The sequence below is a fragment of the Microvirga massiliensis genome (genome assembly GCF_001006805.1).
GTDB classification, from domain to species: Bacteria; Pseudomonadota; Alphaproteobacteria; order Rhizobiales; family Beijerinckiaceae; genus Microvirga; species Microvirga massiliensis.
The window spans coordinates 162,207-183,842 of sequence record NZ_LN811356.1 but is presented as its reverse complement, the minus strand read 5'-3'; the positions used below and the strand labels follow the sequence as shown (position 1 = coordinate 183,842).

General features: G+C 63.6%; 18 protein-coding genes. 10 read left to right on the top strand and 8 right to left on the bottom strand.

Annotation, left to right across the window (positions count from 1 at the left end; translation table 11 throughout):
- The first annotated feature begins 65 nt into the window (after positions 1 to 65).
- From BN1233_RS21325 to BN1233_RS21295, 7 genes are all read left to right on the top strand, one after another.
- On the top strand, positions 66 to 983 hold the full coding sequence (locus BN1233_RS21325; RefSeq protein WP_046865626.1) for a LysR substrate-binding domain-containing protein: 918 nt from the start codon (positions 66 to 68) through the stop codon (positions 981 to 983).
- Positions 984 to 1,100: 117 nt separating this feature from the next.
- On the top strand, positions 1,101 to 2,243 hold the full coding sequence (locus tag BN1233_RS21320) for an extracellular solute-binding protein (protein WP_046865625.1): 1,143 nt from the start codon (positions 1,101 to 1,103) through the stop codon (positions 2,241 to 2,243).
- A gap of 124 nt (positions 2,244 to 2,367) precedes the next feature.
- Entirely contained in the window at positions 2,368 to 3,210 is an 843-nt protein-coding gene (locus tag BN1233_RS21315) for an ABC transporter permease (protein ID WP_147707412.1), read from the top strand.
- On the top strand, positions 3,207 to 4,109 hold the full coding sequence (locus tag BN1233_RS21310) for an ABC transporter permease (protein ID WP_187144338.1): 903 nt from the start codon (positions 3,207 to 3,209) through the stop codon (positions 4,107 to 4,109). Before BN1233_RS21315 ends, BN1233_RS21310 begins: the two co-directional genes overlap by 4 nt.
- 9 nt (positions 4,110 to 4,118) lie before the next feature.
- The gene (locus tag BN1233_RS21305; RefSeq protein ID WP_046865624.1) at positions 4,119 to 5,213 is read left to right on the top strand and encodes an ABC transporter ATP-binding protein; all 1,095 of its coding nucleotides are present in this window, start codon (positions 4,119 to 4,121) and stop codon (positions 5,211 to 5,213) included.
- 136 nt (positions 5,214 to 5,349) lie between these two features.
- Positions 5,350 to 5,559, top strand: coding sequence for a type 2 periplasmic-binding domain-containing protein (locus tag BN1233_RS21300; protein ID WP_048708573.1), 210 nt, complete (start codon positions 5,350 to 5,352; stop codon positions 5,557 to 5,559).
- A gap of 200 nt (positions 5,560 to 5,759) precedes the next feature.
- Complete coding sequence (locus tag BN1233_RS21295; RefSeq protein WP_046865622.1) at positions 5,760 to 5,990, top strand: DUF6894 family protein; 231 nt, start codon at positions 5,760 to 5,762, stop codon at positions 5,988 to 5,990.
- A 19-nt stretch (positions 5,991 to 6,009) separates the two neighbouring features.
- Here BN1233_RS21295 and BN1233_RS21290 read toward each other — a convergent pair whose 3' ends face one another.
- From BN1233_RS21290 to BN1233_RS21255, 8 genes are all read right to left on the bottom strand, one after another.
- Positions 6,010 to 6,729, bottom strand: coding sequence for a Crp/Fnr family transcriptional regulator (locus BN1233_RS21290; protein ID WP_046865621.1), 720 nt, complete (start codon positions 6,727 to 6,729; stop codon positions 6,010 to 6,012).
- Positions 6,730 to 6,950: 221 nt separating this feature from the next.
- Entirely contained in the window at positions 6,951 to 7,574 is a 624-nt protein-coding gene (locus BN1233_RS21285; RefSeq protein ID WP_046865620.1) for a 2-hydroxychromene-2-carboxylate isomerase, read from the bottom strand.
- Between the two features lie 174 nt (positions 7,575 to 7,748).
- The gene (locus tag BN1233_RS43145; protein WP_048708577.1) at positions 7,749 to 8,273 is read right to left on the bottom strand and encodes a hypothetical protein; all 525 of its coding nucleotides are present in this window, start codon (positions 8,271 to 8,273) and stop codon (positions 7,749 to 7,751) included.
- Positions 8,274 to 8,492: 219 nt separating this feature from the next.
- Complete coding sequence (locus BN1233_RS21275; RefSeq protein WP_046865832.1) at positions 8,493 to 8,957, bottom strand: DinB family protein; 465 nt, start codon at positions 8,955 to 8,957, stop codon at positions 8,493 to 8,495.
- Between the two features lie 83 nt (positions 8,958 to 9,040).
- A complete protein-coding gene (locus tag BN1233_RS21270; protein ID WP_046865619.1) occupies positions 9,041 to 11,251 on the bottom strand; it encodes an FAD-dependent oxidoreductase in 2,211 nt (736 codons plus the stop codon).
- Between the two features lie 31 nt (positions 11,252 to 11,282).
- Complete coding sequence (locus tag BN1233_RS21265; RefSeq protein WP_046865618.1) at positions 11,283 to 12,491, bottom strand: acetyl-CoA C-acetyltransferase; 1,209 nt, start codon at positions 12,489 to 12,491, stop codon at positions 11,283 to 11,285.
- An 87-nt stretch (positions 12,492 to 12,578) separates the two neighbouring features.
- Complete coding sequence (locus BN1233_RS21260; RefSeq protein WP_046865617.1) at positions 12,579 to 14,372, bottom strand: acyl-CoA dehydrogenase C-terminal domain-containing protein; 1,794 nt, start codon at positions 14,370 to 14,372, stop codon at positions 12,579 to 12,581.
- Positions 14,373 to 14,545: 173 nt separating this feature from the next.
- Positions 14,546 to 14,947, bottom strand: coding sequence for a MerR family transcriptional regulator (locus BN1233_RS21255; RefSeq protein ID WP_046865831.1), 402 nt, complete (start codon positions 14,945 to 14,947; stop codon positions 14,546 to 14,548).
- Positions 14,948 to 15,326: 379 nt separating this feature from the next.
- Here BN1233_RS21255 and BN1233_RS21250 point away from each other — a divergent pair, with 379 nt between their 5' ends.
- The 3 genes from BN1233_RS21250 to BN1233_RS21240 all read left to right on the top strand — a co-directional run bounded on the left by BN1233_RS21250 (position 15,327) and on the right by BN1233_RS21240 (position 21,207).
- Positions 15,327 to 19,055, top strand: coding sequence for an SEL1-like repeat protein (locus BN1233_RS21250; RefSeq protein ID WP_046865616.1), 3,729 nt, complete (start codon positions 15,327 to 15,329; stop codon positions 19,053 to 19,055).
- A gap of 389 nt (positions 19,056 to 19,444) precedes the next feature.
- Entirely contained in the window at positions 19,445 to 20,371 is a 927-nt protein-coding gene (locus BN1233_RS21245) for a sulfite exporter TauE/SafE family protein (RefSeq protein ID WP_046865615.1), read from the top strand.
- Positions 20,368 to 21,207, top strand: coding sequence for a TIGR02186 family protein (locus BN1233_RS21240; RefSeq protein ID WP_082145570.1), 840 nt, complete (start codon positions 20,368 to 20,370; stop codon positions 21,205 to 21,207). The genes BN1233_RS21245 and BN1233_RS21240 overlap by 4 nt, the downstream gene beginning before the upstream one ends.
- Positions 21,208 to 21,636: the final 429 nt, after the last annotated feature.

The following is a 21,636-nucleotide window of genomic DNA, read 5'->3' as shown; positions in this document are numbered from 1 at the left end:
AGATCCGGCTCTCTTGATTAGAAAAATTAATTCGGATTATGCTTCCATAAGCGAGAGCATATTCCATGCGGCTGACGAACCTTCCGATCGACAATCTGCGCGCATTCGTGACCGTTACCGACCTGGGCAGCTATACGAAGGCGGGGCAGTTGCTGGGACGGACGCAGCCTGCCATCACGTTGCAGATCCAGCGGCTCGAGGAGTTGGTCGACCGCGAGTTGATTCAATGCGCGGGTCGCGAGATCTCGCTGACTGAGGCTGGGGAAGTCCTTCTGCGCTTCGCTCGCCAGATCCTGCGCTTGAACGACGAGGCTGCGACGCTCCTCCAGCGGCGGCAGCTCGACGGCACTCTGCGGATCGGACTTCCGACCGATTACGCGGTCGCGTTCCTCCAGCTGGCCTTGACGAACTTCATTCAGGCCCACCCGGACGTTCAGCTGGAGATCCAATGCGGTCTGAGCGCCCACCTCCTGGCGCAACTGGACGCCGACGAGCTCGATATCATCATCGCCATGCACGGCGGTCAGCCGGCAGCGGGGCTTGCATTCTCCTGGGCCGAACGTCCCATCTGGGTGGCCGCCGAGGGCAGCACCGTTCATACGGTCACGCCCGTACCGCTCGCGGCACACAACAAGGGTTGCGAATACCGAAACAGAATGATTCAGGCTCTCGATGCCATCGGCCGCCCGTGGCGCATCGTCTATGCGAGCCCGGGTGTCTCGGGGTTGCAGGCGGCGGTCCGGAACGGCCTCGGCGTCAGCGCCATGACCCGGCGAACCCTGCAATCCGGCATGAGGGTCCTCTCCGAGGTCGACGGGTTCCCTTCCATGGCCGATATCCGGGTTGGACTGCATTACAAGCATTCGCAGCTGTCGACAGCAGGCCTGCTGCTCGTGAGCCACATTATCGAGTGCCTCCACGATTCCGGACAGACCGACGTGGTCCGTATCGACCGCAATATCGGCGCTCCGTCTCGGCGATAAGACGGGCTGATCGGTGCATTTGATGGATTAATTTTCCAAATCGCTTTGCACCCGATAGCGTGTAGACGGGCGCACTTGCCACTGCTCTCGTGCAGCCCACCCGGGGAGGTAAACCATATGTCGATCAAACCCATACAAGGCAACTCTTCGATCACAAGGCGAAGCTTCGTCAAGGCGACGGCCTTTGGCGCGGCTGCGCTCGGGACCCCCTACCTGATCCGACCGGCATCGGCGCAGCCGGTCCAGCTCACGATGCTGGCCTGGTACGGCCATGCCGAGCCAGATGTCGTGCAGGAGTTCGAGAAGGCCAACAACGTCAAGTTCGTCCCGAAATACTACACGGGCGGCGACAATATGCTGGCCCTGATCTCGCAGTCACCCCCGGGCACCTATGACATCATCCTGTCGGATGCCGAATACGTGCAGCAGCTGCGCGAGGCGGGCTATGTCGAGCAGCTCGATCCGAAGGATTATGCCTTCGACGATTTCTTCCCCGAGTTCCACCGTTTTCCCGGGCACTGGGTTGGCGACAAGCTCTACTCGGTGATCACCCGCTTCGGCTTCCTTGGTGTGTCATTCAACACGAATGCAGTGACCGAGGCCGAGGCTCATTCATACAAGATCTTCTGGAACGACAAGCTGAAGGGAAAGCTCGGTCATTTCGATTGGCACCTGCCCAATCTTGGGCAGATCAGCCTCTATGCTGGCAACAAGCGGCCCTACGACATCGGTTCGGACGCGTGGAAGAAGGTCCAGGACACCACCATGTCCCTTCGGCCCCAGGTCGGCGGCTTCTTCGATTACGGCGGCACCTTCGCGTCCCTGAAGAATGGCCAGATGCTCGCGTTCTGCGGCATTGGGGACTGGATCACCGGCGTGCTCGAGAAAGCCGGCGCCCCGATCCGCACGGTCATCCCCGACGAGGGCGGGCTGCAATGGACCGAGTCGTTCTGCATCGGCAAGGGCTCCAAGAAGCAGGACCTTGCGAAGAAGTGGATCCAGTACATCACGTCCCCGCAGGGGCAGGCGAAGTCGGCCGATATGGCGGCCTACCCGGCCCTGATCCCGAACAAGAAGGGGTGGGAGATCCTTGCAAAGGAGAAGCCCGAGGAGGCAAAGCGTCAGCGGATGGAACTCGGAAAGCCGAACGTGATGGATGACATCCGGTCCGGCAAGATTCAGTTCCGCGAGCTGCCGGTACAACAGGACCTGGAGACCTGGAACGACTTCTGGACACGCTACAAGAGTCAGAAGGCGTAGCGCTATCTTGGCCGCCGGCGGCCGGTGCGGAGTGATTTCGCACCGTCCGCCCCGGCCATATGCCCTCGGGCGCTGCTCCCCGCTCGGCGAGTTTGCAAACAGAACCCGCGAAATCGGAGATCAAATGCGTTCGATCCGAGTCTTCGGGCTAACCCTCGCGCTGCCGATGCTGATCTGGCAGCTCGTCTTCTTTCTTGCCCCCCTGCTCTTCCTCGTCGCGCTCAGTTTCTGGCAGGTGCGCAATTTCCGCCTTCAGCCCGCATTCATATCCGCGAATTGGGAATACATTCTCACGAGCGACATCTTCTGGTCCACATATTCGCGCTCATGGTTATATTCGCTCATCGCCATGATCGTCACGAGCGCCCTTGCTTTCCCCTGTTCCTACGCGATTGCATTCAAGCTGAGTGACAACACGCGACGCCTTGCTATCTTCCTGCTGGTTATCCCGTTTTTCACCAGCTATCTGGTCCGGGTTTATTCCTGGCAGATCTTCCTGACCGACAACGGCATCATCAATGCCCTGCTTGGGAAGGCTGGCCTCGCGCCGATCCCGCTGATCAACAATTTCTTCGGTACCCTCGTCGGGTACCTGACGCTGGCTCTTCCGCTCGTCATCCTTCTACAATTGTTCAGCCTGATGTTCGTGGACCGCACACTGGTGGAGGCAGCGCACAACCTGAATTGCGGTCGGATCCGGACCGTCCTTGAGGTCATCATCCCGGCCTCGAAGGTCGGCCTCGCCATTGCCGCGCTGTTCTGCTTCATTCTCACCTTCGGCGACTTCGTCAGCCCGCTCTATCTCGGTGGCGGCACGGATCCGACGTTGCCGATTCTCATCACCGACACGACCAAGTCGGGGCAGCAATGGCCGAGGGCTGCGGTGATCGCCCTCGTCATGATCGTCACCCTGCTCCTGACCGCCTTCGCTTCGGTCGCTTTCGCATACAGAAAGCGTGGACAATGAGCGCAAACGACACGATTGCCGTCCACGACGGTCCCTCCGCGCAAGAGAACCTCGTTCTCGATCGCGCGGGCCTGCAAAAAAAGCGGGCAGTGAACCCCGACAGGGCCATTTCCATTGGACTGAAGCTCTATGTCATCCTCGTCTTCGCCTTCGTGTTTGCGCCGATCGCCGCGAGCTTCGTCTTCTCGTTCAACTCAGACCGTTTCCCATCCCTGCCGCTCGGCCATTTCACCACGGCATGGTACGAAGCGATTTTCACCGATCCGCTCGTCATCGCCGGATTCGAGAACACGCTGATCGTCGGCTTCTGTTCATCGATCCTGTCGACGGCGCTCGGCTTCGGCGCTGCCTACACCGACTATCGATTCCATTTTTTCGGAAAGAACGTCTACCTTGCCCTCGCCCTGCTGCCCCCGACGATCCCGGTCGTGATCCTGGGATTGGCCATGCTGGCCTATTTCTCGAGGGTCAATCTTTCAGGCGAGATCTGGTCGGTCGTTCTCGCTCATGTGGTGATGTGCGCTCCCTTTGCCATGGCCATCATCAGATTGCGCCTGTCCCAGATGGATCCGAGCCTCGAAGCGGCGGCCTGGAACCTCGGTGCAAACGAGTGGACGGCTCTCCGGAGCGTTATCATTCCCTTCACGATGCCATCCATCCTCGCGGCCCTGTTCATCACCATGGCGGTGTCGTTCGACGAGTTCGCGGTGGCCTGGTTCATTTCGGGTCTGAACGAGACGCTGCCCGTTCGTGTCCTGGGATTCCTGCAGGGCCAGGTCAGCCCGCGGATTAACGCCATCGGGACGGTGGTGTTCACCGCAACGATCACCCTCGTCGCCGTCGCCCAGTTGCTCCTCGTCAACCGCAACACGTCCGACGCGTCTGAACGCGCGGAATGAGAGGTCGCCATGTCCGAAACTCCGCTCGTCGTCGTCGACAACGTGGTGAAGCGCTACGGTGCTGTGACGGCCGTTGAACGCACGAGCTTCGACATCAAGCGCGGGGAGTTCCTCGCGATCATGGGCTCCTCCGGCTGCGGCAAGACGACGACGCTCAGAATGCTTGCCGGCCTCGAGACGCCGACCGAGGGCGAGATTCGCATCGAGGGCAGCCGGACGAACGATCTGCCGCCCTGGCAGCGCGAGACGCCGATGGTGTGGCAGAGTCTCGCTCTGTTCCCGTTCCTGACCGTGGTCGAGAATGTCGAGTTCGGTCTCAAGATGAGGAAGGTTCTTGCGAAGGAGCGGAGGCGGCGGGCCCTGCTCTGGCTGGATCGCCTGGGCCTCGCAGATTTCGCAAATCGCAACATCGCCAATTTGTCCGGAGGACAACGCCAGCGCGTCGCCCTCGCCCGGTGCCTTGTCACGGAGCCGAAGATCCTCCTGCTGGACGAGCCGTTGAGTGCCCTTGACGCGCACCTGAAGGTGCGCATGCAGGCCGTTCTCTCGGAGTTGCAGAAGGAGCTCGGCATCACCTTCGTCTATGTGACGCACAGCCAATCGGAGGCGTTTTCCATGGCCAACCGCGTCATCATCATGAGCCGGGGGCGGATCGAGCAGATCGGTGAGCCGGTCGAGATCTACCGGACTCCTCGGAACCGGTTCGTTGCGGAGTTCCTGGGATCGTCGAACATTTTCGAGGGCGCCGTCCGCGGAGTCAGCCCGACCGCGATTTCGATCGAGACCGCGGCCGCCCGGTTCGAAGCCCCGACCAACCCGCATCGGCCGACCTCGCCCGGAGACCAGATCACCTTCGTGGTCCCCGAAGATCGGGTCCGCATCAGCCCCGCAGGATCACAGCCGTCGCTGAACGCCATTGCCGGAAAGGTCCTTGGCGAAGAGTTCGTCGGAGCGGCGATCCGGGTCTATGTCGAGACCGATGACCGGCGGGAGGTGAAAGTCCTGGTGCCCGATGCTGAATATCGTGCGGGCGAGATCCGCAGCGGCGGTCGCGTCGAGCTCGCCTGGGATACGCGCAGCGCCTATGTGCTCCCGGCGGGCTGAGCCTGATCCACGCTGACTGCTCCGGACCGGAGCTCCGATCGAGCTGACGCTGTCGAAGCGATCGGGCGTCGAGGCTAGCTCCGCTAGATATCGGTGAGGAGTTGGAGCCAGTTGCCGCCCCTCACCTTCGATGCGAATGCTCAACGAAATGCATGCCGAGATCCTGGAAGAGTTGGAGGTACTTCAACCTGAAGGACTGCGGCGGTTCAAACCGGACCACGTCATCATGCGCGAGATCGAAGACTGCGATGTACAGATCGAGACGCTCGTCGCATGGGAGCGGAATGCGCCTTCTAAGCGCGTGCTTCATTTTGTGGAGACCTGTCGTCAGTTGTCAGGAAAATGAGGTATGCAGGTCGCGCGCTGGATAATCAGTCCGCGATCTCCTCCACACCCTATCATCGAACAGCTCGAGCCGGTCCTGATCTGGAAGATGCCGCCGTCGAGCCCTGGCCAAATGGGAGGCCGTTCCCCTCATGCACTGACGGTGCAACATTCCAAAGCGCCCAGGCGTTAGCTGTTGTCCATTCGGGATCGGCAGGAGCAATGCCACGCTATTTCTTCGATATCGATGACGGTCAGACTCTCACACCGGATGAGACCGGCCTGGAGCTGGATGACGTCGAAGCGGTTCGCCATGAGGCCATCAAGGCCTTACCGGAGATTGCGCAGGATATCCTGCCGGAAAACGACAGAAGGGAGGTCGTGGTCACAGCCAAGGATAATGCCGGGCGGCGGATCCTGACGGCGAGGCTTATACTGACGGTCGAGTATTAGGCGGACCTTTAGTACAAGATCAGCGTGGCTCGCGCTCCAGATTCAGGTAAGTGGGGTCGAATTCCGCGATCTCGCTTAGGCGCTCCCAATCGGTGATGGTCACGGTGTCGCCGCGCCATGTGATGAGCCCTTCATTGCGCAACTCCTGAATGACCCGATTCACATGAACCGTCGAAAGGCCGAGCACGTCCCCGAGTTCCGGTTGGGTGAAAGGAAGGCGGATACCATTTCCGTCGGCCTGCCCGACTGTCTGCAAGCGCAGAAGCAGTTCGCAGAGGAGGTGAGCCAACTGACCAAGCGCAGGAAGGCGGCCCATGGAGACGAGCCATTGGCGATGAATCGCGCCATCGATGAGCGTGCTGAGCCACAGCAGCCGCGTGAGATGCGGATGGCGCTCTGTAATTTCACGAAGCGTACCGTGTGGAACGACGGCGATCTTACAGGGTGTGAGCGCCAGAATGGAGTGATCCATCGTGTGGAGGAGAAAGCTGTGCAGATCGATAAAGTCGCCGCCGATATGGATCGCGGTAATCTGGCGCTTGCCACTCGCCAGGATCTTGTAGCGGGCCGCGAACCCCTCCAGGAGCAACGTGCTCTCGGTCGGGCGGTCACCTTCGCGCACCATATCCTCGTCTGCCCCGATCTCCTTGACCCTCGCGACCGCGCCCTCCAGCACTTCCCTCTCGGCTTCAGACAGGAAGTCGCGACGCTCGAGCTTTCGGATGAGAGGATTGGTCATGGGGAGACTTAGCTCATAGCACCAGCGGTCGCATCATCGGTGTTACCGGTTCCCAGGGCTGCAAGGGACGACAAATTCACGAATGGTGCGAGGCGGTCCTCGCGAGTCAGCTCGATGTCCGCCTCCGGGCGGGGGGAGCGACATAAAACGCACGAACTCCAGCCTTCCGGTGAGAATCAACCACCAACCCGATGCGATTGTTTCATCGGGCCGAGCCGGGTCTACGCCACCGGACGATAAGCCTGCCGGCCCGCCCGCAATGCGTCATCGAGAAGTTCGAGCCGATCCTGCCCCCAGAAGACTTCGCCGTCGAGCACGTAGGCGGGCGAGCCGAACACGTCTCCTGCGATCGCATTCTCGAGATTGAGCGCATAGATCGCCTCCGCCGCCCCGCTCAGGGCGAAGTCCTGCACGGCCTGCGCATCGAGCCCGACGCTGGCGATGATCTCGCGCAGCACGGCGCGGTCGCTCAGGTTTCGCTCCTCCTGCCAGATCGCCGCGAAGGCGGCGCGCATGAAGGGGTCGGGATCCTTGTGCATCGCTTGAATCGCGATCACGGTGCGATCTGCGAGGTTGACCTCGAAGGGCCAGTGTTTCGGCTTGAGTTCGAACGACAGCCCGCGCTTCTCGCGCCATCGCTGCAACTCGACCAAGCGGTAGCGTTGACGGACGGGGTGGCGCTTGTCGAGAGGAAGCCCGCCGGTTTCCGCAAAGACGCGGCCGAGAAAGACGGGCTTGTAGTTGATGTCGAGTTCGTGCCGCCGGGCGATCTCCATGAAGGTCGCATGGCCGATGAACGCCCAGGGGCTGACGAGGGAAAAATAATAGTCGATGGCACGCGACATGGAAGCAGTCCTCGAGAGTCCGCGACTGTCAGGACTAAAGCCTCGCGGCGCAGATGCCAACCTGCCTTCGGCACCTCATCTCTTCCGAAATCGAGCCGCCTCCTGCGTCATGCAGGAGCTCCCGCACGGGCCGTGCCGTGCGGGGCGGTAGCCAACCGTAGAATGAAGCGTCCGTCAGTGCTGCCGTGACTGCTGCGATGATTGATCCTGATTTCCACCCGCCAGACCGGACATGGTCTCCGTGACGGCGCCCGGAAGATCGCGCGCCGCCTGCTGCACGGATTGCATGGCTTCACGCGCGGTTTCCGGGAGATCCCGCATCGTCTCGCGCATTCTGCTCGGGAATTCGCGGATGGAATAGACCGTGGGTCGACGGTTCCGCGGCAGGAGATTGTAGATCACCAGGGCGCCAAGCGCCGCAGCGCCGGCAATGACCAGCGGATTTGCGGTCGCTGTCGTCATCAGATTCGACGTGAATCGCCGTGCCGCATACATGGACGCCGACGTGTGGAGCAGGTCCTCCACGCGAGGGAGATTCTCTTCGCGCGTATGCACCTCGACCGTGTAAGAACCGTCGTCACGGCGATCGAGGTCGATGCTGTTGCGGGCAAAGCCGTTCTCCTCGAGGCGGATGCGGGCCTGTTCAGCCTCCTCCCGCGTCGGGAACGATGCCCAAGCCAAGGTCGTGTTCTTTGCCATCAGTGCCTCCATGGACCGGGTAGGAGCAATTCCCGGACAACGGCGAAGTTCCGAGGAAAGACCAGGGCCATCCCTTCGACCGGCCGAATGGGCTCGCGATTTGGGAGCGATCGGGCACAGGGGTGTGTCTGGAGCGCCGGCTCCGGACGCTTCCGCTTGCGAGGCTGTGTTGGGGCCGGTATGGGCCGGAAACTATGCCAAGCCGATGCCAGTCTGCCTTTAGAACACAATGAGGTCCAGCGACGGTGCAGTCCCGGTGAGACCCGTCAGCAGAGCGTGAACCTGTCCGCGATGATGGGTCTGGTGGTTGAAGAAATGGATCAGAGTCGATGCCAGCGGCTGCTCGAAATCGGTCGGATTCGAAATGGTGCAGTAGCGCAGCAGGCCGTTCAGCCGAGTCTCGTCCAGTTCCGCGACGTAAGATTCGATCCGCTGATCCTCGGCTCGACGCGCGGCACGCAGGTCCGATAGATCATCGAAGAGAATGGCATCCAGACGGGTCGGAGCGTCACCGGTGCCGGTAAACCGCCGCATCCAGATGCGATCGGTGACGAGCAGATGGTTGAGCGTGCCGTGCACGGATTTGAAGAACGCGCCGCGATCGGCCCGGTAGTCGGAATCGGTTAGGCTTGCCGCGGCATCGTAGACCCGCTTGTTCGCCCAGGCATTATAGCCTGCCATCATCGAGAAATAGGCTTTCGTCACCGGTCTGCCCTTTTACGTACGAGCGTCTCTCGACCCTTTCGAGGGGTGGTTGTCCACCAACCTCAGGCGGCAGCCCGGCTGGTCTCGCCGTTATAGAAGCGTTTTCCCTCAGCGGCCATCTCGCGAAGGAGCGCTGGAGCCACGAACCTTTCCCCGTGCCTGTCGCGCAGGCCATCAGCGAGCGCAACGAAGGATTTCGCGCCCATCATATCGATGTAGCTCAGCACACCGCCCGTATACGGCGCAAAACCGAAGCCGAGGATAGATCCGACATCGGCCTCGCGCGGATCCGTGATGACGCCCTCCTCGACCGTCCGCGCGCCCTCGAGCGCCTGGGAGATGAGGAGCCGCTGCTTCAGTTCCTCCATGTCGATTGTTTCACCCAGAAGGTGCTGCTTCTGGAGATTGGCGAGCCCAGGCCAGAGGCGCTTCGGGCCGGATTCCGGATAATCGTAGAAGCCCTTGCGGTTCTTCCGACCGAGGCGTCCCTCCTGCTCCACGAGCCGCGTGAGCAGTTCCTCCTGGGACGGGTTGATGGCGTTTGGCCCAACCTGCGCCTTCGTTGCCCTGACGATCCTCAGCGCCAGGTCGAGCGCGACTTCGTCGTTTAGCGAGAGCGGGCCGACCGGCATGCCGGCCTGCTTGCCGGCATTCTCGATCATCGCCGCGGGCACGCCCTCGACAAGCATCAGGTGCCCTTCGAGGATATAGGCACCAACGCAGCGATTGGCGAAGAAGCCGCGCGCATCGTTTACGACGATCGGCGTCTTCTTGATCGCCCGCACGAAATCGAGAGCCGTCGCGAGCGCCCGATCACCCGTCTCGGCGCCCTTGATGATCTCGACGAGCATCATCTTCTCGACGGGCGAGAAGAAATGGATGCCGATGAAACCGGCAGGATCGGCGGCATGGCGGGCAAGCCCGCTGATCGGCAGCGTCGATGTGTTCGAGGCGATGATCGTTCCGGGGCGAACCGCCTCCTGGATCTTCGCGATCACATCGGCCTTCACGCTCGGATCCTCGAAGACCGCCTCGATCACGAGATCGCAATCGGAGAGGGAGCGGTACTCGGCACTCGCCGTGATCCGCGCGAGCAGGGCATCGCGATCGGCGCTTTTCGCGCGCCCTTTCATGATCTGGTCGGACATGAGCTTGTGCGAATGGGCTTTGCCGCGCTCGGCCGACTCGGTATCGCGGTCGATGAGCACGACGTCGAGTCCGGCGAGAGCGCTCACATAAGCGATGCCCGCTCCCATGAAGCCGGCACCGACGACGCCGATCCGCTTGAGGGACGTCGCCGGTTCGCTCTTCGGGCGGCGGGCTCCCTTGTTGAGATCCTGCATCGAGATGAAGAGCGTGCGGATCATCGCTGCCGCCTCTTTCGAGCGCAGGATCTTCGCGAACCAGCGCGACTCGACGCGCAGCGCCAAGTCCATCGGGAGCTGCAGCCCCTGATAGACCGCCTCGAGGATCGCATAGGCGGCCGGGTAATTGTCCTGCGTTTCGCGCCGGTAGATCGCGTTGGCCGCAGGCCAGATCTGCATCCCTGCTGCCGAATAGACCTTATTGGACGGGAGCTTGTAGCCCTTCTGGTCCCAGGGCGACGTTGCCGATCCGCCGTTCAGGATCCAGCTTTTCGCGGTCTGCACGATCTCGCCCTCGGGGGCGACGGCATGCAGGAGCCCCATGTTGCGCGCCATGAGGGGCCGGATCTGTTCGCCCTTGAAGAGCATCTGCAGGGCGTCCCCGGTCGGCATCAGGCGCGCGACGCGCTGCGTGCCTCCCGCGCCGGGAAAAAGCCCGACCTTGATCTCCGGCAGCCCCACCCGCGTGACCGCCGCATCGGAGGCCACACGGAAATGGCAGGCGAGCGCGAGTTCGAAGGCGCCACCGAGGCAGACGCCATGGATGGCGGCGGCGAACGGCTTGCCGCAGGTTTCGAGGCGCCGGTAGAGAAGCGACAGACGCTGCGACTCCTCGAAGAAGACCCGCATGGCCTCTTCTTCGCCTTTGGCCTTCTTGAGGCTTTCATAGGCGGCCGAGAGGCTTTGCAGCATCGTCAGGTCCGCGCCGCCGGAGAAGGAATCCTTCTTCCCCGACGTGATCACGCATCCCTTGATGATCGGGTCCTCGACGACCCTGTCGATCAGCCGGGACAGGTCCTCCATGACCTCGACGGTGATCACGTTCATGGAGCGCCCGGCCATGTCCCAGGTTGCGAGCGCAATGCCGTCACCATCGACTTCGAAACCGAAATTCCTGAAATCCGACATGAAAGCTCCTCCCGAGCCGCTACGGCCTTACTCAGACGCGTTCGATGATGGTGGCTGTGCCCATGCCGGCCGCCACGCACAGGGTGACGAGCGCGATCTCCTTTCCGGTCCGCTCCAGCTCGTCGAGCACGGTGCCGAGGACCATCGCGCCGGTCGCGCCGAGCGGATGGCCCATCGCGATCGCCCCGCCATTGACGTTGACCCGGGCGGGATCGAGATCGAGGGCCTGCATGTAGCGGAGCACGACGGCCGAAAAGGCCTCGTTGATTTCGAAGAGATCGATGTCATCCTTCGTCATGCCGGCCTTGCGCAGGACGAGTTCGGTTACATCAACCGGCCCGGTCAGCATGAGGGCGAGATCGGAGCCGATCGATGCGAAGGCCCTGATGCGGGCGCGCGGCTTCAGGCCGGCGCGATCGGCACCTTCCCGTGAGCCGATGAGGATCGCCGACGCCCCATCGACGATCCCGGAGGAGTTGCCGGCGTGGTGGACGTGATTGATGGCCTCGACATCCGGATGTGCCGCGATCGCCACCGCATCGAAGCCGCCCATCTCCCCCATCTGCACGAAGGAGGGCTTCAGCTGTCCGAGCGACTGCATGTCGGTGCTGGGACGCATATGCTCGTCGCGATCGAGGATGATCAGGCCGTTGACGTCGCGCACAGGCACGACGGAGCACGCGAACCGCCCCTCCTCCCAGGATCGGGCAGCGCGCTTCTGCGATTCGACCGCGTAGGCATCCACGTCGTCACGGCTGAAGCCGTATTTCGTCGCGATGAGATCTGCGGAGATCCCCTGGGGCAGGAAATAGTTCGGGATCGCGATGCCGGGATCGACGGGCCAGGCTCCGCCCGAGGCTCCCATTCCGACCCGGCTCATGGATTCGACGCCGCCGCCGATCGTGATGTCCTTCATGCCGGTCATCACCTGGGCCGCGGCGAGATTCACGGCATCGAGCCCCGAGGCGCAGAAGCGGTTGATCTGGACGCCGGGGACCTCTTTGCCGAACCCGGCCTTCAGAACGGCCGCCCGGGCAATGTCCCCGCCGGCCTCTCCGACGGGATCGACGCAGCCGAGCACCACGTCCTCGACCAGCGTCGGATCGAGATCGTTCCTCTCGCGCAGGGCGTTCAGGGTCGTGACGGCGAGATCGACGGTCGGCACCTCGTGGAGGGAGCCGTCGGGCTTGCCCCGCCCCCGCGGGGTCCGTACGGCATCGAGGATGAAGGCATCGGACATCGCGACCTCCCGATTCGTTGTTTTGCGCCGGCATGGCTGCCGGGGGATTGACCGAGCGAGCGCGGAACCGCGCTCGTCAGAGGAATGCTAGAACGCCTCGGCGGGCAGAGCCATCACGGTGTCGGCACCAGCCGCTACCCGAGCCACGAGCGTCCCGGTCTCGGGGAGCATCCGCTCCATGAAGAAGCGGCCGGTCACGAGCTTCGCATCCATGCGGGCGGCGATCCCGTTGGCTGAGGCCTTCCGGACCTCGGCTGCCTTTGCCATCCTGGCCCACATGTAGCCCAGCGCCACGAGCCCAAAGAGATTCATGTAGTCGTAGGCCCCGGCGCCGGCGTTGTCGGGCTTCGCCATGGCATTGTTCATGAACCACATCGTGGCCTGCTGGAGATGCTGCAGAGCCTGGCCCAACGGAGCGACGAACGGTGCGAGGGCCGCATCGGAGGCATTCTCTTTGCAGAAGGCCGAGACCTCGTTGAAGAAGGCCATCACGGCGCGGCCGCCGTTCTTCCCGAGCTTGCGGCCGACGAGGTCCATCGCCTGGATACCGTTGGCGCCTTCGTAGATCATGGTGATCCGGGCGTCGCGGACGAATTGCGACATGCCCGATTCCTCGATGTAGCCGTGCCCGCCAAAGATCTGCTGAGCCTTGACCGTGCTCTCGAAGCCGAGATCCGTGAGGAGGGCTTTCACGATCGGCGTCAGCAGACCCATGTGATCGTCTGCAGCCTGGCGCTCGGCGGCGTCGCCAGACCGGTGGGCGATGTCGCTCTGCAGGGCGGTCCAGAGGACGAGCGCCCGGGCAGCCTCGTTGAAAGCCTTGATCGAGAGTAGGTTTCGCCTGACGTCGGGATGGACGATGATCGGATCGGCGGGCTTGTCGGGTTCCTTCGGGCCCGTCAGAGAGCGCCCCTGTAGCCTCTCGCGGGCATAGGCAACGGCATTCTGGTAGGCGACCTCGGCCTGGGCGAGGCCCTGCACGCCGACGGCCAACCGCGCCTCGTTCATCATGACGAACATCGCGGCGAGCCCGCGGTTCTCCTCGCCGACGAGCCAGCCCGTAGTTCCGTCATAATTCATGACGCAGGTCGCGTTGCCGTGAATTCCCATCTTGTGCTCGATCGAGCCGCAGGTGACGCCATTTCGCTCGCCCAGCGAGCCGTCGGGCTTCACGAGGACCTTGGGCACGACGAAAAGCGAGATTCCCTTCGTTCCGGCCGGAGCGCCCTCGATGCGCGCCAGCACGAGGTGAACGATGTTCTCAGTCAGATCGTGCTCACCGGCCGAGATGAAGATCTTGGTGCCAGTGATCGCATAGGAGCCATCACTGTTGGGAACGGCCTTGGTTTTCAGGAGCCCGAGATCCGTCCCGCAATGGGGCTCCGTGAGGTTCATGGTCCCGGACCAGCTACCCTCCACCATTTTCGGCAGATAGAGCCGCTTCTGCTCCTCGCTGCCATGGACGATGAGCGCCGCGATGGCGCCCTGCGTCAGGCCGGGATACATCCCCAAAGCGAGGTTGGACGACGAAATGAATTCCTGGATGGCCGAGTTCAGGACCGTCGGGAGCCCCTGCCCGCCCCATTCGGCCGGGACCGACAATCCCATCCAGCCCGCTTCGGCATAGGCCCGATAGGCCTCGCGGAATCCCTTCGGCGTGCTCACCGAGCCATCCGGGTTACGCCGGCATCCTTCCTGGTCGCCGGTCAGGTTCAGGGGAGCGAAGACTTCCTCGCAAAGCCTTGCGCCTTCCGCCAGGACAGCCTCGATCGTGTCCGGCGTCGCGTCCGCAAAGCCCGGCAGGTTGTTGTAGCGTTCGAGTTGGAAGACGTCATTGAGGAGAAACAGGACATCTTCCACTGGAGCCTTGTAGGCCGGCATCCCCTTCCTCCATCGATACGCTCCGCCAGATAGTTCATATATAAACTATCGCGCCGCCGAACGGAAGGGCATGGTGTTTTCAGGCCCAAAACGAAAGAGGCGGACGCACCCTGCGGGCGTCCGCCTCACACCGGACCCGGACGAATGCCGGATCAGCCCCCGAAAACGTTCGATCAGGCGGCGAGCGCCTCGCGCCGGGCCCGAAGCTCAACCAGGGCCTCCTCGATCTCCAGCTTCTGCTGCTCGAGATGAGTGATCTGGTCCTCGATCTGGCTCAGGGAGAGCTTCAGATTCGCGGCGCTCTGGTCGGCCTGCTCCTCCTCGGCAAGCATCGCGCGGATCTCCGTGAGGGTAAATCCGAGACGCTTGCCCTTCAGGATGACCGCGAGTCGCGAGCGGTCCTGAGCATCGTAGATACGCGCAAGCCCCTCGCGGCGCGGCGAGAGGAGGCCACGATCCTCGTAGAAGCGCAAGGTGCGAAGCGTTACGCCGAACTCGCGGGCGAGGTCGCCGATGGTATAGGTCCGGATCCGGTCCCGGGAAGGAGATGCTACGGGTTCGGTGTTCTCGATCATCTCAAGGTTCATTCTGCCCACCTTAATGGTTCCGTGTTTCAAATCGCCGGGTTTTTCCGGCCTGTTCAGTCATCTGTGCTTTGGTCATTCGGATGATTCGAGGTAGCCGCCGCAACGGGCCGATACCTGACGCAACGGATGCCGCAGCGGGAGTAAGACGACCATTGGGGCATGTTACTAACGGTAATATGGACCCAAAATAAAGCCCTCGAGGGCAAAACTCGTACGGCCAAATGGCCGAGCTTAACCTCGCGTTTACCACAATCCGCGAAACCTCCCCTGTCGACCCGGCGCCGGATCTCCCCGCTTTCGGTGGATCTGCTGGGCACGGGCGCAGGTCATCCGACGCTGCGCAGGTCAGGTCAGTCCGAGCGGCGGCATGAGACGCAACGCCCCCCCAAACATCGAACACCTCGATCCGGCCTTGCGGCCAGCCGCACGCCGACCGGGGGCGAGTCGGGACGAATGGGCCGAGATGCCATCCCGCGAGAGCGCTCACGAGGCGCCATCTCCGCTCGAGGCCATCGTCGCCCGCATGACCCGGCCGGCCTCCATGCCCGGTGCCGCTCCGGACCCCGTGCGCCAGGGTGGCCCGAATCTCGACCGTCTCGCCGCAGCCCTCGACGCGGTCATGGATCGGCTTGCCTCCGCGGAGAATCAGGCCCGGGAATTCTCGGTGACGGCCGTCGAGCAGCAGGATCGGCTGGCCACGAGCCTCGCCGCAGTGCTTTCGGTCATCGGCGACCGCCTGGAAGCGGTCGAGACCGGCCTCGAACGGTCGTCGGAAACGGCGGCACGAGCCTTCCAGGAGAATCATGGCGTCAGCGTCGCGCTCGAAACGGTGAGGGACGACCTTTCCTCGTTGTCTGCGAAGCTCGATCCCGGCCGCGACAAGGCTTGGGCCAATGCCGTCGCGACGTTACGGTCCGACGTTGAGGTTTTGCGCGCGAGCATCGAGGGTCTCGCGACCCACGACGCCCTCCAGGAACTCGAGGCCGGCCTGCGCCAGATCACGTCCGACCTCATCGCCTCACGATCAGGGGACCTTTTTGCCCTCACGCAGAAGACCGAGGACCTGAAGCGGGAACTCGCCATCTTGGCGGAGCAGAGCGGCGCAGGCCTCCGCGAGCATCTCACAGCCGAACTCGGTGCATTGCAGACCCGGATCGAAGAGCTCGCTGCCCCGGCCGGTAACGACACCGGGCTCTCCGACCTGCACGCCAGCCTGCTCGCATTGCGGGCACAGATTGCTCAGCTCGCCGAACCCGGCCGGATCGATGCCCTCTCCCAGGAAGTCGCGACGATCGGCCGGCACCTAGCCGAGCTCCGGCTGAATCAGGTCGGACGCAAGGAGTTTGCAGGGCTCGCAAAGGGCCTGGAGGAGATCTTCTCCCGCCTCGATGCCGTGAAGACGCTGAACGGGGCCAACCTCCCGGCGCGGCTCGATCAGGTTCAGGTCTCGATCAAGGCCCTCGGCACGGCCGACCTGCCCGGCCGGCTCGACCAGGTCCAGGCTTCCGTCAAGGAACTGCTCGAACGCCCTTCCGACACCGCCTCCCTCGAAGCTGGCCTCGGGCGCTTGGAGCAGCGCGTCGGCGCCATGTCGGCCGGCCTGCCGGCCCGCCTCGACGGCCTCCGAAACGGCATCCAAGAACTCCTCGCCCGCCCGGACGTGAAGGTCCCGGAAGGGTTGCTCGCGACGCTCGCCAGGCTCGAACAGGGCGTGGCAGGTCTGGCATCCGGGCAGGTTCAGCACGACGCGGCCCTCGATGTCGGCTTCGCCGGACTCTCGTCGAAGACCGACAGGATCCTGGCCGAGGTGGCAGCTGCCCCCGGGCCGTTGCTGGAGCGTCTCGACGAGCACGGAGCAGCTCTCGAAATCGGCTTTGCCGGCGTCTCATCGAAGGCCGATCGGATCCTCTCGGAGGTCAAGGCGGCCTCACGCCCGGTTCTGGAGAAGCTCGACCAGCAGGGCGCAGCCCTCAATGCCGGCCTCGCCGGCCTGTCGTCCGGAATAGACCAGGTCGCGGCACAGGTAGAGGCGACCTCCCGCCCGGTTCTCGAAAGCCTGAATCAGCTCGCATCCCTTCCTGCGAAGGCCGACCGGATCCTTTCCACGCTCGAGGCTCAACCGCCTGCGGCGGCCCTCGACGGCCTCACGTCTCATATCGATCAGATCGCGAGCGAGCTGACGAGTCCGTCGTCACGACTGCTCGAGCGGCTCGACCGAATCGCGGACGATGTCGCCCGTGCGGGTCAGCAGGCCGATACGGCCGCACTCGAATTGATGCTCAGGAGCATCGGAGAACGCATCAGCGAGAGGCTCGACGCGGAGGCTGTCGAACATCTTCTACGGGAATTCGGCGAGCGCGTCGGCCGCGATGCCCTGGCCTCCGTCGAGCAGGCGCTGCGCAGCCTGGACGAGAAGTTCGATCCGGCCCAGGCCCGGGCAGCTCTCGACCACATGTCTCAGCAGATCGGTGCCATGACGGCCTATCTCGCCCGCACCCCGACGGGAGAATCGCTCCAGGGCGCCGTGGCCGAGATTACCGATGCGTCCCGCCGGATGCACGAGGACGCCGTTGCGATCGCCGAACGGGCCGCGCGCACTGCGATCCAGGAGACCGCTCTCGGCACGGGAGGCCTGCCGCCCGAGTTCGAGACCATCCGGTCCGAGCTCGCAGCCCTCAAGGCCCTTCATGCCGAATCCGAGCAGCGCACGCAGCATACGCTCAAGGCGGTGCACAACGCGCTCGAGACGCTGGTCCTGCGCAGCCAACCCGGCCTCGGCACAGCCGGCCTGCCCGGCGAGCTGGCCGGAGCCGATGCGCCGCCAGCGGTCCGTCTCGAGACTGCCGTCCGCCGACTCCACGCAGCAGCCATGGCGCAGGCGGAATCATTGCGTGATTCGACACCTCGGGCGGACGATCCGGGCGATGTTCTGCTCGAGCCGGGTGAACGGCCCATCCCGAGTTCGGCGGTCGCGGTCCCGGATGATGCCGGCCCCAGCACCCTGCGCGCCGGCCTGATTGCGGCCGCCCGGCGATCGCGCCGGAACAGCCCGGAGCGGACGCAGGAGGCGCCCCCTGCCGAGCCGAATGTAGATGCGCCCCGGGAACCGCTGATTCCCAACCAGACCCTGATCGAGCGCATCCGCCAGACCTTCGATCATGGCCGCAAGCCCCTCGTCCTCGGCCTCGTTGCGGCGGCGCTCGCCGGCGGCGCGGTGCAGATCACGAACGGGCTGAAAGCCGACCCGACCGGCGAAAGCACGACCGCCGATGCCGTGCCGGAGGGCACTCCGGCAGCGGCGACGCTGGCGTCCCGCCCGGCCATATCGGATGACAGCTCCGAAGTGCGGACCATCCCTTCCAAGGAGTCTCCGGCCGCGACTGGCACGCTCGTCGAGCCGCCTGCCAGGCTGGCCGACCTCGCCGCGGTCGAGCTCCCGAGCCCTCTTCCGGAATCGAGCCGGGACGCGGTCCTCAGGGGAGAGCCCGACGCCGTCCACGACCTCGCATCGCGACTCTTCGACGGCCGCGGGATGACGCGGGACCCAGCGCTCGCCGCTCGTCTGTTCGAACGAGTTGCTCAGATCGGTTACGCCCCCGCCCAGTTCCGCCTCGGCAACCTCTTCGAAAAGGGAACGGGGGTCGGGCGTGACGTCGCACTCGCCCGCCACTGGTACGAGCAGGCCGCAGAAGGCGGAAACACCCGCGCCATGCACAATCTGGCCGTGCTCCTGGCTGAAGGGATCGACGGGAAGCCAGACTATTCGGCGGCCCTTCACTGGTTCCGCAGCGCCGCCGAGCACGGCCTGCGCGACAGCCAGTTCAACCTCGGTGTTCTTCTGGCGCGCGGCCTCGGCACCTCGCCGGATTTCGCCGAGTCGTATCTCTGGTTCGCCCTGGCGGCAGCTCAGGGCGATGAGGAGGCCGCTCGCAAGCGCGATGAGGTCGCCACCCGCCTTCAGCCTGCCGAACTCGCGACCGCTCGCAGTCAGGCCGAAACCTGGCATCCGAAACCCGCCGAGCCGGACGCCAACGAGGGATCTCTGCAGGCGAAGGCTCCGGCCCGCTCTCAGGAAGTCCTGGGCGCTGGCGTATGATCCTCTCGGGCACACTCGCCGCGGGCTGAGCGAGAGACGTTGACGGGGAGACTTGCTCCCCGGAGCAGAATGTCGCCTTGCTTCTGATCCCGAGCGGCAGTCAACCGCCGTTCACACTCGATTCTCCATGCTTCGAAACGCCGATTCGCGCCTGTTGGGTCGATGAGGCAAAAGACCAGCCATGGCCGGAATTCATCCGTTCGTGTGGCCAGGGGTATTTTCCCGGACCTCACGGCTTGGTGAATTGCCGGCTCCATTCCGTTCTATACGGCCCCACCTGGGCGATCCCTGCCCGGAGGTCGGGATCGTGTGTTGATGGGAGTACAGGGGGATTCCGGATCGCGTGGTCGGGTCCTGACATTCCTCTGTCACCCGCGAGGAGCCCTGGGGTGCAAGTCTATCTGCCCATCGCCGAGATGCCGGTCAGTGTGCTCCTGATCCTTGGGCTCGGCGCTGCGGTCGGGTTCGTTTCGGGATTGTTCGGAATCGGTGGCGGCTTCCTGATGACGCCGCTCCTGATCTTCCTCGGCATCCCACCGGCCGTCGCGGTCGCAACTCAGTCCGCACAGATCGTTGCGTCCTCGATGACGAATGCATTGTCCGCGGTGCGCCGTAAGGCGCTCGACGTGAAGCTCGGCATGATGCTCGTGGTCGGCGGCTTTGTCGGATCGGCACTCGGCGTCTGGTTCTTCGCCGCGGCGCGGCGCGCCGGACAGCTCGACCTCGTCATCGTCATCTCCTATGTCAGCCTCTTCACGGTCGTCGGCTCGCTGATGCTGAAGGAGAGCATCCGGGAGTTCTGGTCATCCCGCCGCGGCGTCAGGCTGCCGCGGCGCCGGGCCGGAAGCCATGCGTCCTTTCTGGGGTGGCCGATCCGGATGCGCTTCCCCCGCTCACGGCTTTACGCCAGCGTAATCCCGATTCTGGGCACGGCTTTGTTCGTCGGGTTTGCCGGCGCGCTGCTCGGCATCGGCGGCGGCTTCATCATGGTCCCGGCGCTTCTCTATGTATTTCGTGTTCCGACGGCAGTCGTCGTCGGAACCTCGCACTTCCAGATCCTTTGCACGACCATCGTTGCGCTCATCCTGCACGCCGTGGCCAACCAGGCGGTCGATATCGTCCTTGCGATCCTTCTCATCGTGGGCGGTGTCTTCGGCGCCCAGTTCGGCGCCCGGGCAGGCCGCAACCTGCGGGCAGAGCTCTTCCGCTTCCTGCTCGCCATTCTGCTCCTCGGCGTCGGCCTGCGCTTCGCCGTCGAGCTGATCTTGCAGCCCAACGAGCCATTCGCGCTAACCGTCCAGGAGAGCCGCACATGATCCGCGGGGTCAGGAAGCTCTTGGCGGGGAACCCTCTCCGTTCCGAGAGGCATCGCGGCTTGTTCACCGGCTGGATCATCGGAGCGCTTCTGCTTGCGGCCGCCCTGCTCGGTGCACCCGGGGCCGAGGCGGAGAACCTCGTGACCTCGCTCTCGAGCCACCGCGTGGCGATCACGTCGAATTACACGGGGGCGGCGATCGCGATCTTCGGCGCGATCGAGCGCGACGCCCAGACAGTCCCGCGGGCCGCGGAATACGACCTCGTCATCACCGTGCGCGGCCCCCGCCAGTATCTCGTTGTCCGCGAGAAGGAGCGGATGGGGCCGGTCTGGATCAACAGCGACCAGCAGAAGTTCCCGGAGGCGCCGTCCTATCTGGGCGTCTTCACGTCCCGCCCGCTCGCGGAGATCGCGAGCCCCGAAATCCAGATGCGCCAGCGCATCGGGCTCCAAGCCATCGTTCGCGCCCCCGATTTCACGAATGATCGCGGGACCCTCGACGAGCCGTTCCGGGAGGCCCTTCTGCGCCTCAAGTCAGAGGACGGGCTCTATGTCGAGGAAGAGCGCGGCGTCGCCTTCCTGACGCCCACGATCTTTCGCGCGAGCATCCCCCTGCCGGCCATCGCCCCGCCGGGGAACTACGATATCGAGATCGTCCTGTTCGCCGACTCCGTCGTCCTGACTAGAACACAGACGCATTTCGAGCTCGTGAAGACCGGCTTCGAACAGCGGGTCGGCGAAATCGCGCGCGACAACTCGCTGATCTACGGCGTTTCAACGGCCTTTGTCGCCCTGCTCTTCGGGTATCTGGCCAACATGGTGTTCCGGCGGGATTGAGACGGAATAGCGCAATATCCGTGCTTACCTTCACGGCATTGGCGATTCTTCTGAGTAGAATTCTGTTGGCCTCCAAAATCACGCGCTCTGTGCTCTCGAGCTGACCCAGTCAGGACTCACGGTTCAACCTGAGCAACCCTGCCCGGAGGCATGCAGACACGGGATCGACCGTGCGGTTTCCGCAGTGTCAGGAGATTTTTGACTTTCCGCGGCTGGGCAAGCTCGTGGTTGGCTTCATGGGCACGTCATGCCGGGGCGATCCATTCAGTTCACGCACTTCCATTCTGCAGGATACGCCCCAAGCCCGTGAGAACCTCAGCCTTACCACGGGCCATCCATGATATAGGCCATTTGGCCGAGTTTTCCCATCCTGAACAGTTACATCGATAGGCCAATCGGCTGATTTCAATCCCTGACAAATCGTGACAA